The sequence below is a fragment of the Actinoplanes sp. HUAS TT8 genome (genome assembly GCF_051380535.1).
In the GTDB taxonomy this organism is placed as follows: domain Bacteria; phylum Actinomycetota; class Actinomycetes; order Mycobacteriales; family Micromonosporaceae; genus Actinoplanes.
In genome coordinates, this window is the sequence record NZ_CP195646.1 from 7,397,772 (window position 1) to 7,412,510 (window position 14,739).

11 protein-coding genes and 2 pseudogenes are annotated in these 14,739 nt (G+C 73.2%); 7 read left to right on the top strand and 6 right to left on the bottom strand.

Annotated features, from left to right (window positions below):
* Positions 1-162 precede the first annotated feature (162 nt).
* The 3 genes and pseudogenes from ACSHV8_RS32600 to ACSHV8_RS32610 form a co-directional block, all read right to left on the bottom strand.
* A pseudogene (locus ACSHV8_RS32600) lies at positions 163-891 on the bottom strand (hypothetical protein); the annotation flags it as partial.
* Positions 892-1,262: 371 nt separating this feature from the next.
* Entirely contained in the window at positions 1,263-1,748 is a 486-nt protein-coding gene (locus ACSHV8_RS32605; protein ID WP_436522028.1) for an SAV_6107 family HEPN domain-containing protein, read from the bottom strand.
* Positions 1,749-2,284: 536 nt separating this feature from the next.
* Complete coding sequence (locus ACSHV8_RS32610; protein ID WP_436522030.1) at positions 2,285-3,262, bottom strand: ArsR/SmtB family transcription factor; 978 nt, start codon at positions 3,260-3,262, stop codon at positions 2,285-2,287.
* Between the two features lie 69 nt (positions 3,263-3,331).
* On the opposite strand from ACSHV8_RS32610, the gene ACSHV8_RS32615 reads away from it, so the two are divergent.
* Complete coding sequence (locus ACSHV8_RS32615) at positions 3,332-4,522, top strand: MFS transporter (protein ID WP_436522032.1); 1,191 nt, start codon at positions 3,332-3,334, stop codon at positions 4,520-4,522.
* A gap of 61 nt (positions 4,523-4,583) precedes the next feature.
* On the opposite strand, the gene ACSHV8_RS32620 is transcribed toward ACSHV8_RS32615, so the two are convergent.
* Entirely contained in the window at positions 4,584-6,533 is a 1,950-nt protein-coding gene (locus tag ACSHV8_RS32620; protein WP_436522034.1) for an amino acid transporter, read from the bottom strand.
* A 76-nt stretch (positions 6,534-6,609) separates the two neighbouring features.
* On the opposite strand from ACSHV8_RS32620, the gene ACSHV8_RS32625 reads away from it, so the two are divergent.
* From ACSHV8_RS32625 to ACSHV8_RS32650, 6 genes and pseudogenes are all read left to right on the top strand, one after another.
* Positions 6,610-7,416, top strand: a complete 807-nt coding sequence (locus tag ACSHV8_RS32625) for an SDR family NAD(P)-dependent oxidoreductase (protein ID WP_436522036.1) — start codon at positions 6,610-6,612, stop codon at positions 7,414-7,416.
* Positions 7,380-8,090, top strand: a complete 711-nt coding sequence (locus tag ACSHV8_RS32630) for a monooxygenase (protein WP_436537000.1) — start codon at positions 7,380-7,382, stop codon at positions 8,088-8,090. Before ACSHV8_RS32625 ends, ACSHV8_RS32630 begins: the two co-directional genes overlap by 37 nt.
* A 3-nt stretch (positions 8,091-8,093) precedes the next feature.
* Positions 8,094-8,672, top strand: coding sequence for a GNAT family N-acetyltransferase (locus ACSHV8_RS32635; RefSeq protein WP_436522038.1), 579 nt, complete (start codon positions 8,094-8,096; stop codon positions 8,670-8,672).
* Between the two features lie 3 nt (positions 8,673-8,675).
* Entirely contained in the window at positions 8,676-9,434 is a 759-nt protein-coding gene (locus tag ACSHV8_RS32640) for a carotenoid biosynthesis protein (protein WP_436522040.1), read from the top strand.
* Positions 9,431-10,507, top strand: a pseudogene (locus tag ACSHV8_RS32645) (glycosyltransferase); the annotation flags it as partial. The gene ACSHV8_RS32640 and the pseudogene ACSHV8_RS32645, both read left to right, overlap by 4 nt.
* Before the next feature lie 101 nt (positions 10,508-10,608).
* Entirely contained in the window at positions 10,609-12,105 is a 1,497-nt protein-coding gene (locus tag ACSHV8_RS32650) for a phytoene desaturase family protein (RefSeq protein WP_436522042.1), read from the top strand.
* A gap of 11 nt (positions 12,106-12,116) precedes the next feature.
* Here the strand turns inward: ACSHV8_RS32650 and ACSHV8_RS32655 are convergent, their stop codons facing one another.
* Both ACSHV8_RS32655 and ACSHV8_RS32660 read right to left on the bottom strand, forming a co-directional pair.
* Positions 12,117-13,844, bottom strand: a complete 1,728-nt coding sequence (locus ACSHV8_RS32655; RefSeq protein ID WP_436522044.1) for a substrate-binding domain-containing protein — start codon at positions 13,842-13,844, stop codon at positions 12,117-12,119.
* A gap of 134 nt (positions 13,845-13,978) precedes the next feature.
* Positions 13,979-14,734, bottom strand: coding sequence for a class I SAM-dependent methyltransferase (locus tag ACSHV8_RS32660; RefSeq protein WP_436522046.1), 756 nt, complete (start codon positions 14,732-14,734; stop codon positions 13,979-13,981).
* Positions 14,735-14,739 lie beyond the last annotated feature (5 nt).

Sequence of the window (14,739 nt, forward strand, 5' to 3'; positions counted from 1 at the left end):
CCACAGAGGCACGGCCGAGTCCGTTCCCCGCCGCTTCCCTCTGCCCTTTTGCCGCCGCGTGTTCTCCCCGCCCGGCGACGGGACGGGACGAAGTTGACAGCCCTCCGAGATCGGCGAAGCAGCGCCCTCGGCGGCAGCAGGCACGGCGTGGAGCGACCGGTCGTCCGTGCGCGGCGGGATCGCGGGGATGTCGGGCCGCGATTCGGGACCGTCGTCCCAGGCCGCGACCGTGTCCGGGCGGGACGTCAGGCCCGGCATCCAGAGCGTGAGCTCACGGGGACGCGCCGCCGCACCCCGCCCGTTGGCGGTCACGGTGACCTCGCGGCGCCGCAGGCGACCCCAGCCGTCCCCGAGACCTTCCCACTGACCGCGGCTGACCTGCAGGGTCACGTCCGCGCCGGACCAGGCGCCGAACGGCATCAGTACGCTGCCCCGCTGCCGGGCCCGGGCCGCGAGCCGGCTCACGACCGTTCCGGAGATCGATCCGGGAACGGCCGTGACCACCACGTCCACGCCGTCGATCAGGGCCGCGACCACGGTCGGCCATTCCGGTCCCGGTTCGGGAACCAGCGCCAGCCGTTCCAGCGCGATACCGGTCTCCGCCGCGGCGAGCGCGCCCAGCGTGGGCAGTCCGACGACCGCGCACCACGAACCGGCCCGGGACGCGGCCGCGAGCAACGCCAGCATCAGGGACGTCCCGCCGCCGGCGGACGCGGCCCGGCCACCGGTCACCGCCACCGTGCTTCCTCGCCGCAGCCCGCCGCCGGGCAGAAGGTTGCCCAGTTCGGCCACGACCGGAAGCATCCGGTGCGCGCCCGGCTCATCCGTCTCGCTCGCGGGGCGAACCAGCCCCGCGAGGGCCGCCGTCCCGCTGATCATGCGCCCTGCCATCGTCGTGCCCCGCTCTGTTCCCCGTGTGTTCCTCAAACCGCGGCGACCCCGCAGCAGACCCACCAGGCGAGGGAAGACCGGCTCACCGACCCGGCCGCGGGAGGGCCGGACCGCACACCCGGCCGCAGGAGGGCCGGGCCGCACACTCCGGCCGGATCACCGGCCCGGTTGCGGGAAGACCGAGCCGCACACCCCGGCCGCGGGAGGGCCGGCGGATGATGCGGCGGACCGGCAGTGTCTGGCCAGGCGCTACCGGCCCGCGGCACCACCCGCCGACCACCGAACTCGACGACTCAACCCCGACGGCTCCAACCGGCAGGCCAGGCTTGCGATTCAGGGGCGGGCGGGTCCACGAGCGATGCTCCGGCTGCTCAGGCGGCCAGCGGCGGCTGGTAGGAGACCCCGAGCGAGGACTCCACCACCGTCACGAACTGTTCCGCCGCCCGCAGCAGGTCATCCGCCTCTCGGGCGCTGACCACGTGCGGGATGCCGGCCTCGGCCGCCGCCCGTTTGCCGGCGCCGAGCGCGAAATATCCCGCCCACTCGCCGAACTCGGGCGCGACCATGACCAGCAGGGACCAGACACTTGTGGCTCGGGTGCGCCGCCCGGGTGCGGCCGGGCGGGCCCGGGCGGCGAGCAGCGCGGCGGCCGCGCGCAGGGCGGCCAGATGCGCCGCCGCATACCGCAGACCGTCGGGGGTCGTGTGTGCTGCCTCGGACAGGCCTTGCCGGGCGATCGCCAGCAGCTGGGCCGGTGTCCGATGGGGCAGCATGTGCGCCGGGACCGTGGGCGCGTCAGCCCGGGCCGAAGCGGGCCCGGGAACCGGCGTCAGGCCGGTGGCCGCGGTGCTAGCCATGGTCTTCTCTCCTCGCCTGTTCCGCATCCGACGTACTGGCCGAACCGGACCGCTGCGGAGGAAGACGCAACGGACCACAACCCTGAGGCCGGGGTGCCGGGGCTCCACGGGCAGTGGGAGCCCCGGCGGCAGACCGGCCGGATGTGAAGCTTCCCCACACCACACCCGGCCGGCCACACCGGCGGGTCCGCCGCCCGCCACCGGGGGTCGGGGGCAGCGAGCGGCGGCCTGCCTTGTCGCACGGCCCGAACCCGCGAATGCTCGGACCACGCACACGACGCTTCGCGGCGCCGCTCCCGGGAGACGCGCCGCGAAACACGCTCCCGAGGGCCAGAACGAACACCCTTTCGAACATCCGTTCTAACTACAGCAGAGACTAACACCCACCCCCGACAAAAACAGCGCCGCACCGCCCCCTTTTCGAACAGATGATCGACTGCGGCGGAAGCCTCATCTCCAAGAATCACCAAAAGCCACAAAAACCAATAAAAAACCATCAAGACGTACGGGAAAAGGCGCGAAGGCGCAGGAAGAAGTCAGCCGGCCGCGGCTCGGACAACCGCCTCACCCGCGGAGGTGCGCAGGTAGAGCACGCTGCGCCCGGCCCGCCGCCGGGTCACCAGGCCCGCTTCCAGGAGCACTCGCAGATGTCCTCCGACCGACCCCAGCGCCAGCCCGGTGATCGCCACCAGCTGGCTGGTGCTCTTCGGCTGCGCGAGCTCGGTCAGGACCCGGGCCCGGCCCGCCCCGAGCAGCCGCCCGAGCGCCCCGGGCACCGTGCCGGCCACCGGCCCGGGATCGGCCAGGATTCCGGCGGCCCGGTACATCAGCGCGTACCGCGACGGCGCCGGCTCCAGCCAGGACACCCAGCCGCGGCCCAGCGTGTTCGGCACGAAGAGCAGTTGCGCCCCGGAGATGTCCCGCGGCGGGTAGTCGAGCGCGTTGATCTGCAGCCGGCCCTCGCCCAGCCAGCGCATCCCGTCGCGCATCCGGTCCAGCGCGGCCCGCCAGCCGCCCAGGCTCAGCTGCCGGGTCCGGGCCAGCACGTCGGCCTCCAGGAGGCGGCGGCGCCGGGGCCAGTCCGGTGCGATCCCGGTACGCCAGATCCAGGTCAGCAGCTCGGCCATCCGCGCGCCGAGGTCGTCCCGGTCGAGCGTGTCCGGCAGGCGTCCGCCCAGTCCGTCCGCGAGGTTGCGCCGGGCCTGGCCGGGCGGTGTGTTCCGGACCACCGCCACCTCGTCCTCGAACGGCTGCTCGACCTCCTCGGGTGGCGGCGCGACGAAGTCGGCGATCCAGTGCGGCCGCAGCGCCGCCTCGACCAGTTCCGCGGTGACCGGGTCGGCGGCGAGCCGTTCCAGGTAGCCGGGCCGGTGGGCGCGCAGCCATTCCCGGTCGGTCGGGAACTCGGCCGTGTCCCAGCGCAGCCGCATCAGCCCGGCGGTCGTCTCGGCCAGCGGGGAGAGCACGAAACGGCTGGTCGCGAGCGTGTCGGCATTGATCTGCCACCAGCCCACGGGCCACCACCTTTCGCCGCTGCCCGAAACATTAACCGTCGCCGGAGGGCGGCCCGAAGACTGACGGCCATGCGCACCTACGGCCAGTTGTTCCGCACGCCCGAGTTCACCCCGATCTTCGCCGCCACCTGCTTGCAGAGTGCCGCGGCCACGGTGATCGGCCTGGCCCTGGCCACCGGCGTGTACGCCCGCACCGGTTCGCCGTTCCTCGCGGCGATCAGCATGTTCGGCCCGTCCCTGGCCCAGATGGCCGGCGCGACCCTGTTCCTCTCCGCGGCCGACCGCTGGCCTCCGCGGGGTGCGGCGACCGGGCTGGCCCTGCTCACGGCCGCCCTGACCGCGCTGCTGGCGCTGCCCGGGCTGCCGCTCGGCGGGATGTTCGCGGTGCTGGCGGCGATGGGTCTGGCCGCCTCGATCAGCGGCGGGGTGCGGGCCGGGCTGCTCACCGATGTGGTCGCCGACGCGTACCTGCTGGGGCGTTCGGCCCTGAACATCTCCAACGGGGTCATGCAGATCGCCGGGTTCGCGGCCGGGAGCGCCCTGGTGACGGTGCTGTCGCCGGCCGGGACGCTGCTCACCGGCGCCGGGTTCCACCTGGTCGCGGCCGTGGTGATCCGGTTCGGCCTGGCCCGGCGGGCTCCGCGGGCCACGGGCCGGCCCTCGGTCGCGGCGACCTGGCTGGTCAACCGGAAGTTGTGGACGATTCCCGGCGTACGGCCGGTCTACGCCGGACTGTGGATCCCGAACGGCCTGATCGTCGGCTGCGAGGCGTTGTTCGTGCCGTTCGCCCCGTCCGGGGCCGGCCTGCTGCTGGCCGGTTCCGCCCTGGGCATGCTCGCCGGGGACGTGCTGGCCGGGCGGTTCCTGCCGCCGGTCTGGCGCCGCCGGCTGGCCCCCTACCTGCGGCTGCTGCTGGCCGTCCCGTATCTGCCGTTCGCCCTGCGGCCGCCGCTCGCCGTCGCCGGGGCGCTCGCCGTGCTCGCCGCGGTCGGCTACTGCTCCACGCTGCTGCTGCAGGAACGCCTGGTCGAGTTGACTCCGGACGAGAACCGCGGCCAGGCGCTCGGCCTGCACAGTTCCGGGATGCTGACCGTGCAGGCGGTGTGCGCGGCGCTGGCCGGCGGGCTGGCCGAACTGACCTCCCCGGCGACCACGATCACCCTGCTGGCCGCCGGCTCGGTCGCGGTCACCCTGCTGCTGGCCCCGGCACTCCGCGAGCCGGCACCCCACGAACCCACGACCAGGGCCGCCGCACACTGACGCCGGCGCCGGTCCCGGCCGATCGCGGGGCGGAGCTCACTCCGTACCAAATAATTGGCTTTTATCCGACATGGACCCCAGGCCGCCGAGCTGGATCGGGCTCGGTCTGGCGAAGGATCTCCCGCACCACGGGGGCGGTGTCGCCGCGCCCGAACAGCAGATAGCGGAACAGGTGCCCGAGCGGGCTCCCCTCGGCCCACTCGAAGTAGCAGTGCGGCCGCACGCCGGTTGCGTCGCGGAGCGCGAACAGGACGGCGGCGATCGCGTTCGGCGCGGCCGGGCTCTCCACCCGCAGGATCCGATGCCGGCCGACCTCGACCCCGCGCACCTCGAGAACGTCGCTGAACTCGGACGGGTCGACGACGTCGACCTCCAGGAACAGGATGTCGGCGCGGCCGGGCACCGGGTTCATGCCGCGCTGCTCGCCCTCCTTGGCGTTGTACTCCTCCTCGTCGCCGGACTGCCGCTGGTTGGCCACGACGTTGAGCTCGCCGTCGTGCTCGATCGAGTCGGCGATGAAGCGGCGGGCCGCCTCGTCGAACTCGATCCGGTCGGCGCGCAGCTCGGTGGTCCGGGTGATCCGGGAGATCAGCGAGACCAGGATGATGCCGGCGATGAAGACCGCGGAGATCGCGATGCCGTCCGGTTTCTCGATGATGTTGTCGCCGAGGGCGTAGAGCAGCACCAGCGTGAGCGCGGTGAAGCCGATACCGGCGCCGCGCTGCCGGGCCCGCCAGGCCGAGATGGTCACCGCGACCGAGCCGGACACCATCATCGCCAGGATGCCTGTCGCATACGCCCCGGCCTGCGCGTTCACGTCGGCGCCGAAGGCGATCGTGATGCCGACGCTGATCACCGTGTAGACCAGCACGACCGGGCGGACCGCGCGGCCCCACTCCGGCGCCATGCCGTAACCGGGCAGGTAGCGCGGCACGATGTTGATCAGGCCGGCCATCGCCGACGCCCCGGCGAACCACAGGATCAGGATGCTGCTGATGTCGTAGACCGTGCCGAAGCCCTCGCCGAGTTTCGCGTGGGCCAGGTAGGCCAGCGCCCGCCCGTTGGCCTCGCCGCCCGGCTCGAACGCCTCCGGCGGGATGAGGACGGTGGTCACGAAGCTGGTCGCGATCAGGTAGACGCTCATGATCGCCGCGGCCGTGGTCAGCAGTCTCCGCGTGTTGTGGACCCGCTCCTCCATGTTCCCGGCCTTGATCAGCGGCATCATGCTGACCCCGGTCTCGAAGCCGGAGAGCCCCAGGACCAGCGCCGGGAAGGCGAGGATGGACGGGCCGACGATGTCCGAGAAGCCGCTGCCGCCCTCGGTCAGCCGGTCGGTCCAGGCCGACAGCGCGCCCGCGGTGCCGAAGACGTCGACCAGGCCGACGATCGTGACCACGGCGTTGAGCAGCAGGAAGATCGCGACCAGGGGGATCGCGACGCCGACGGCCTCGCTGAAGCCGAGCAGGAAGACGAAGCCGAGGATCAGCAGCAGCACGACGGTGATCAGCACCTCGTGGCCGTGCATGAACCCGGGCAGATACGGATTCTCCGACATGTGGACGGTGGCGTCGGCCGCGGACAGCGTGATCGTGATGATCCACGAGGTGCAGACGAAACCGAGCAGCACCAGCACGAAGATCTTGCCGCGCCAGAACGGCAGCAGTTTCTCCAGCATGGCCACCGAGCCCTGCCCGTGCGGCGACTCGTGCGCGACCCGCCGGTACATCGGCAGCATCCCGAGCAGGGTGAGCGCCACGATCAGCAGCGTGGCCAGCGGGGACAGCGCCCCGGCGGCCAGGGCGGCGATCGCCGGCAGGTAGGACAGCGTGGAGAAGTAGTCCACGCCGGTCAGGCACATCACCTTCCACCAGGCCTGCTCGTGCTCGGCGTGCTCGGACTCCGGCCCGACCGGCTGCACCCGGTTGGCCAGCAACCATCGGGACAGGGGGCGCTGCGACACCCGCTCGCGAACCGGCTCCACCGAAGCCGGAACGTTGATCTCGGTGCTCATCGACCCTCTCCCTCGCGACTCAAGCAGATGTCAGGATGCACTAGAGGTGCGACAGTCCGGAGCCCAGGAGGCGTTCATGGCGCGAACGATCGTGATCACCGGGGGCAGCTCCGGCATCGGCCTGGCCGCCGGCGAGCAGCTGGCCGCCGCCGGTGACGAGGTCGTATTGATCGGTCGCGATCCCGACCGCCTGTCGGCGGCGGTCGAGCGGGTCACGGTGGCCGGAAACGGTCACGGTCCGCGTCACTTCCAGGCCGATTTCGAAAACCTGGCCGACGTACGTCGTCTGGCCGCCCAGCTGCTCGACGAGCTCCCGCAGATCGACGTCCTGGCCAACAACGCCGGCGGCATCCTCGCCCGCCCGCGGGAGACCGTGGACGGTTTCGAGGCCACCGTCCAGTCCAACCATCTGGGCCCGTTCCTGCTCACCCACCTGCTGAAGGAGCGGCTGACCGGCGGCCGGGTGGTGAACACGGCGTCTCGCGCGCACATGCGCGGCCAGCCGGGGACGAACTTCACCGACGAGTACAAATCGTATGATCAATGGCGGTCCTACGGGGCCGCCAAATCGGCCAACATCCTGTTCGCGTCCGAGGCCGCCCGCCGCTGGCCGGATGTGGTGAGCGTCTCGTTCCACCCCGGGGTGGTCCGCACCAACTTCGGCTCCGGCCGGTTGACCCGGTTCTTCTACCGGTACGCGCCCGGCCTGGTCACCCCCGAGGCCGCCGGTGCGCTGCTGGTCTGGCTCGCCACCAGCCCCGACGTGACGAACGGCGCCTACTACGTCGACCGCACCGTGGCCCGCCCGGCCGCGCACGCCCGTGACCCGGAGCTCGCCGCCGCGCTCTGGGAGGCGAGCCTGGACGCGACCGGGCTAACCTGATCGGGATGCCTGATCACGTCACCCTCCACGTCTGGCGGGTGCCACGGCGTGCCGTCGGCTCGGCCATGCTGCGCATGGCCTTCGCGCGCCGCCACCGGCCGGGCGTCCGGTTCGGCAAGTTCCTCGGCACCGGCACCGGCACGACCTTCGGGCCCGGCGATGCGGACCTGTCCCGCTGGGCGGCGATCACGGTGAGCGATTTTCCCGTACGGTTTCCGGCCTGGGACCGGATCGCCACCGCGCACGCCGGCGTCGACCTGGAGCCGCTGATCAGCCGGGGCACCTGGTCCGGCCGCAGTCCGTTCCGGCCCACCGGCCGCCGCCACGACGGCATGGTGCTGGCGCTGACCCGCGCCCGCCTGCGCCCGGCCCGCGCCCTGCGGTTCTGGCGGGCCGTCCCGGCCGTCGCCCGGGAGGTCGCCGAGGCACCCGGCCTGCTCGCCCGGTTCGGGGTCGGCGAGGCGCCGATCGGCTGGCAGGGCACCGTCAGCGTGTGGCGCGGCGCGGCGGATCTGACCGCGTTCGCGTACCGTCAGCCGGAGCATCGTGCGGCGATCGCCCGGACCCCGGCCGACCGCTGGTACGCCGAGGAGTTGTTCGCCCGGTTCGCGGTGCACGGGATCAGCGGTGACCGGTCCGTTCTGGGCTGGGCCGAGGGACGGGAGCGGACGTAAGCGATGAGGCTCGTAGCGTGGCAGCCGGACGACCTGCTGCGTCGGCTCGACGACGTGGTCGGCGTCTACGGCGAGGCGATGGGCTACCGCCAGGAGCTGCTGCAGACCCGCCGGGGTTACATCGGTTCGCACGTGCGCCGGCCCGGTTTCCGGGCGGTGGCGACGCTGACCACCGAGGGCCGGCTGATGGGCTTCGGGTACGGGTATGCCTCCCAGTCCGGCCAGTGGTGGCACGACCAGGTCAAGTCCGCCCTCGGCGAGGACTCGCGCCGGCAGTGGCTGGCCGACTGTTTCGAGGTGGTCGAGCTGCACGTGCGCCCGGCCGCCCAGGGGCACGGGGTCGGTGCCCGCCAGCTGCGCGCGCTGCTGGCCATGGCCAAGGGCCGGACCGTGCTGCTCTCCACGCCGGAGGCCGACGAGCAGGCGTCCCGCGCCTGGCGGCTGTACCGGCGGTACGGCTTCTCCGACGTGCTGCGCCACTTCTACTTCCCCGGGGACGAGCGGGCGTTCGCCGTGCTCGGCCGGGAGCTTCCGCTGGTGGAGCGCCCGGTCGAGGACGCGTCCGGCCTGGCCGGCGCCTGACCGGTGCGTGCGGCCCGATGGCTGCCCTGGGCGCTGCTCGGGGCCCTGGTTCTCGTCCAGATCTGCTATCCGCTGACCGAGGGTGACACCCGCGCTCACCTGACCGTCGCCACGGTGCTGCTCGGCGTCGTCTTCTCACTGGTCCACGCCCTGCTGGCCCGGGGCCCGCGGGCGGTCGGCGCGCTCGTGCTGACCGCCACGCTCGGTGGTTTCGCGGTCGAGGCGATCGGGGTGGCCACCGGTTTCCCGTTCGGCGTCTACGAGTACTCCGGCCGGCTCGGCCCGCGCCTGCTCGACGTGCCGCTGATCATCCCGCTGGCCTGGACGTGGATGGCCTGGCCGGCCTGGCTCGCCGCGGTCCGCGTCACCCGCCGGCCCCTGGCCCGGATCGCGGTCGCCGCCGCCGGCCTGGCCGCCTGGGACGTCTTCCTCGACCCGCAGATGGTCGCCGAGCACTACTGGCGCTGGGCCGATCCGACGCCCGCCCTGCCCGGCGTCGACGGCATCCCGCTCGGCAACTATCTCGGCTGGCTCGGTTTCGCCCTGCTCCTGATGGCCGCCCTGGCCACGGTCGCCGGGCGCACGGCGTCGGGCCCGCTCCCGTCGGACGCGCCGGCGCTCGCGCTGTGGCTCTGGACCTACGCTTCGTCGGTGCTCGCCCACGCGGTCTTCCTGTCCCTCCCGGCCTCCGCGGCCTGGGGTGCCGTCCTCATGGGCGCGGCCGTCCTCCCCCTGATCCCCCGTCTGCGCACCCCGGCATGACCGTCACCTGGGCTCTTCTCGTGCCGTTGCTGCTGCTCACCGTGCACACCGCGGTCAACGCCGGGCTCCTGCGCCGCCCGCGCCGCGACGCCGGCACCGGTGAACACGTGGCGGTCCTGCTCCCGCTGCGCGACGAGGCCGGCCGGGTCACCCCGTGCCTGCGGTCGCTGCTCGCCCAGGAGGGCGTGCCGAACCTGACGATCCACGTCCTGGACGACGGCTCCACCGACGGCACCGCCGACGTGGTCCGCGCGGTCGCCGGCGACCGGGTCCACCTGCACACCGGCACACCCCCGCCGCCCGGATGGCTCGGCAAGCCGCACGCCTGCCACCGGCTCGCCGAGCACGCCGCCGACGCCGACGTGCTGGTCTTCGTGGACGCGGACGTGGTGCTGGCGCCGGACGCCGTGGCCGGCGCGGTCGAGCTGTTGCGCCGGACCGGGGTGACGCTGCTCAGCCCGTACCCGAAGATCGTCGGTTCCGGCCGCCTCGTCCAGCCTCTGCTGCAGTGGTCCTGGCTCACCTTCCTCCCGTTGCGCGCGATGGAACGCTCCCCGCGCCCGTCCCTGGCCGCGGCCGGCGGTCAGTGGCTGGTCCTGGACCGCGCCGGATACCAGCGCGCCGGCGGGCACGCCGCGGTCGCCGGCGAGATCCTCGAAGACGTCGCCCTGGCCCGCGCGGTCAAGCGCTCCGGCGGCCGGATCGCCCTGGCCGACGGCTCCCACCTGGCCACCTGCCGGATGTACGACTCCTGGCGCGAGCTCACCGACGGCTACGCCAAATCACTCTGGTCCTCCTTCGGCTCCAGCACCGGCGCCGGCGCCGTCGTGGTCCTTCTCCTTCTTCTGTACGTCGTTCCGCCCGTCCTCGCCCCGATCCACCTCCTGCCGGCGCTGCTCGCCTACCTCCTGGGCGTCACCGGCCGCACGATCACCGCCCGGGCCACCGGCGGCCGCGCGTTCCCGGACGCCCTGGCCCACCCGCTCTCGATCCTCCTCTTCGGATACTTGATCGTTCTCTCCGTCCACAGGCGGCGCACCGGCCGTCTGTCCTGGCGCGGCCGTTCGCTCGCGGTTGTCCACAGGCCGGCCGATCCGCCGGGCGGCGCCGCCGGAAATCAGGCACCATCGCCGCAGGACTGAGCGGTCCGACCGAACGGAAGCGGGGGAACGGCATGAGCGAGATCGTGGTGATCGGCGCCGGCGTCGGTGGGCTGGCCACGGCGATCCGGCTGGCCGAGGCCGGGCATCGGGTCACCGTCCACGAGCGCTCGGGCGCGGTCGGCGGCAAACTGGCCGCCTTCGAGCGGGACGGTTTCCGTTTCGACACCGGCCCGAGCCTGCTCACCCTCCCGCAGGTCTTCGACGACCTGGGCCTGGGTCTGCGCCCCGAGCCGCTGGATCCGCTGGTCCGGCACTTCTTCCCGGGCGGCACGGTCCTCGACTCGTCCTCCGACCACGAGGTCTTCCTGGACCGGATCGGCGCCGCCCTGGGCCCGGAGGCCGCACGGGACTGGGCCCGTTTCTGGCGTCGCGCCGAGCGGATCTGGCACGCGTCCTGGGAGTCGGTGCTGCAGCGCCCGGTCACCGCCGCGTCGCTCGTCCGGCTCTCCTGGCGGGTCCGTGACCTGGCCGCGATCGCGCCCGGGCGGTCGCTGCGCGCGCTGGGCCGTCGCTACCTGCGGGACCCGCGGCTGCGGATGCTGCTGGACCGTTACGCCACCTATGCCGGCGCCGACCCCCGCCGGGCGCCGGCCGCGCTGGCCGCTGTGCCGTACGCGGAAATGGCCTTCGGCGGTTGGTATCTGCCCGGTGGCCTGATCACGCTGGGTGAGGCGCTGCGGGCCCGGGGCGAGAGCCTGGGCGTGCGGATCGAGCTGCACTCCCCGGTCGCCGGGATCATCGCCGACGGCGACGGGCGTGGCGACCCGCGCGACGGGAAGGCGCCCGGGCGCCGCGGCCTCAGGGTGCGCGGTCTCCGGCTGGGCGACGGCCGCGAGGTCCGCGCCGACGTCGTCGTCTCCAACGTGGACGCGATCACGCTCTACCGCGATCTGCTGCCCACGCCGCGCCGGCTGGCCGCGCTCTCCGACCGCAGCCTGGCCGGCTTCGTCCTGCTGCTCGGTGTGCGCGGCGAGTCCCCGGAGCTGGCCCACCACAACGTCTTCTTCCCGTGGGACTACGACGCCGAGTTCGACGCGGTCTTCGGCGGCCCCGGGCGGCGGGCCCGGCCGGCCGGCGACCCGACGGTCTTCGTCACCCGGGCCGACGATCCGGCGGTCCGGCCGGACCGCCACGAGGCGTGGTTCGTGCTGGTCAACGCCGCACCCCAGGGCACCGGCGAGGCTCGGGTGGACTGGCGGCGGCCGGGGCTGGCCGAGGCGTACCGGGATCGGGTCCTCGATGTGCTCGCCGCGCGCGGGGCCGACGTACGCGATCGCCTGCTCTTCGCGGAGATCCGCACGCCGGCCGATCTGGCCGACGCGACCGGCGCACCCGGCGGCGCCATCTACGGCACCGCCGGCGGCCTGCTGCGCCCGGCCAATCGCGGCCCGGTCGACGGATTGTTCCTGGTCGGCGGTTCGGCCCACCCGGGCGGTGGCCTCCCCATGGTCACCCTCTCAGCCCGCATCGCCGCCGACCAGATCGCCAAGTCGCGGGTTGAGGAGTAACCACCACCCCATCAGGCCCGGCCGTGAGCGGCCAGGAAAGCCTGGGCGATGCCGGCGGCGAGGTCGGCCGGGTTCTTGGCGGCGATCGCCTGCCCGCCGGTCGCCTTGGCCATTCCCTGCAGCGCCGGCAGGTTCGCGCCCGGCCCGAAGCCGACCGCGATCACCGGCACCGGCCGCGCCGGGTCCTCCACCGCGGCCAGCCGTTTCAGGAAGTCCGTATGGGACATCTTGAAACGTGTCCCGCCGTCCGACCCGTCGGTCAGCACCACCACCACGGTCGCGGTGTTGGGTTTGACCTCATCACGCATCGCCGTCACCCCGTCCAGCACGGTCTGGTAGAGCGGCGTCCCCGAGTTCGCCACCGGCTGGTAGTTGGTGATGGCCGCGGCCAGCTGATCCCGCCGCGACTTGCCGTTGGCGGCGGCCCGCATCGGTCCGAACGGCACCGCCTCGGTGTGCGCCGGGCTGCTCGCCGACGGGGTGCCGAAGAACCACATGCCCAGGCTGCTGTCGTCGCTGAACAGTTGGGCGGCGGTGGCTCCGGACTCGCGCAGCAATGACGCCTTGGTCACGCTCCGCCCGGCCCGGTCGGTGATCTTCTCGTTCATCGAGCCGGACGCGTCGATGAGCAGCAGCACCTGGAAGGCCACCGACTTGTAGTCGGCCCACTGCCGGGCCGGGCCGAGCAGCGCCTCCGGGTCGGCCGGCAGGCGCAGCGCGCCCTTGGTGGCCGAGGAGCGGAATCCGGCGTCGGTCAGGGCTTCCGTGGTGATCGCCTTGCGCAGGTCGGCGACGAGGTCGGCCGGGGCGCCCTTGCGCACCGCGTAGGGATAGTCGGCGTCCACCTGCCCGTCGGCCGGGGCGCCGCCGGCCAGCCGTACGTCGTGTTCGGCCTTCTGATAGCCGAGGAACTGCTGCTCGGTCGTCGGGAAGACGCCCACCTGATAGGTCGCGGCGGTCGCGTCCGACTGGTCGGCCATCTGCTGGAGCAGCCCGGCCGGGTCGGCCACCGCGCTCTCCAGCCGGCTGCGCAGGGTGAGCGCCTGCAGCTGGGCGATGCCGGCGTCCGGGTTGGCCTTGGCCGTGGCCTGCTGGAGGGCGAAGACACTGAGCAGCCCGATCGTGGTCTGGGTCGGGTCGGACATCCGGACCGCGGGCACCCGTTTCTGGATCGCGCCCTGCACCATGCCGCTCCACGAGGTCGCGCCGTTCGGGGCGAACAGGGTGCTGATCGCCTCGGGTCCGGCGATCACCAGCGGCGACCAGGCGAGCGGTCCGCCGTCCACGGTGTACTTGGCGCCTTTGGCCCCGGCGACGGCCAGCCACGCGCTGCTGGACGGCACCCACACGTCCGGCTGGGGGTTGGCCGTGAGCACCGCGCCCGGTTCCATGGCCTGGACCGCGACCTCGGAGCAGCGCTGCCCGTCCCGGCTGAGCCCGGTGGCCGCGGCCTGGACCACCGGGGCGATCTCGGGCGCGGCGGCGACCCGCAGTTTCGGCTCGGGGCAGGGCAGGGCGGTGGCCGGCACGGTGGGCGGGGGCGCGCTGGGGTCGGCGACCGGGGTCGTGCCGCGGCCGCTCATCAGGCGCCAGGCGATGCCGCCGGCGGCCAGCAGGACCAGGACGACGACCGCGGCGGCCAGCAGCGCACGTCCCCGCCCGGGCGGCGGGTCGTGGTGCGGCTGGCCCCACTCGACCGGTTCGGGGAGTCGTGGGTCGGACCACTCGTTCTCGGGCATGCCACCTCGACATCGCGTAAAGATCGACAACGGTCGGTAAAGGCCGACACCGATGGTTGCGGATAGTAGTCCCGGTTCTAAGTCATGCAATGGCTCCTAAGGTTCCGCACAACAACTCGGCACAACCGTGACCGTCAGGACATCAATCGAGGAGCCGCTATGGAGATCACGATGAACTCGCCGTCTCCGCTGAGGCCGACCGGCTCACGGCCCCATCCGCCGTAGATCTTGTCCACCCGGAAACCGGCCTCCCGCAACGAGTCGCGCAGTTCCGGTTCGGTCCGGAATCTCAGTGTCGCCGAGTTCGCCAGATCCCGCCCGTCGGCAAATCGGTAGCGCTCGGTGACGTGCCAGACGTTGGTCGCCACCTCCGCCGACTCGCTCCACGCCTCCACCGCGCTGCCGTCGCCGAGCACCACGGTCCGCCCGGAGTCGCGCGGATTCCAGAAGCCCCACGGCTCGCGCGCTGGGTCGCTGGTGTCGAAGACCAGCCGCCCCTCGGGGACCAGGGCCCGCCGCAGCCCGCGCAGCACCCCGTCCCACTCCTCGTCGTCCACGAAGGACTGGGCGACGTGGCTGGTCATGAACGCGGCGTCGAACGAGCGGGCCGGCAGCTGCCCGGCCGAGCCGCGCACCCAGTGCACGCGGTCCCCGCCGGGTTTGCGCCGGGCCGCGGCCAGGGCCGCCGCGGCCGGGTCGAGGGCGGTGACGTCGTGTCCGGCCTCGGCCATGGCGATGGCCAGCCGGCCGGTGCCGCAGCCCAGGTCGATCACCCGGTGGGCGGAGCGTTCGGCGAGCACGGCCATGAAGAAGTCGTCGTCCCAGCCCCAGGGACACTCGGCGTCGTAGACCTCGACGAGTCGCGGGTCGTGGAACTCGCCAATCCACACACCTG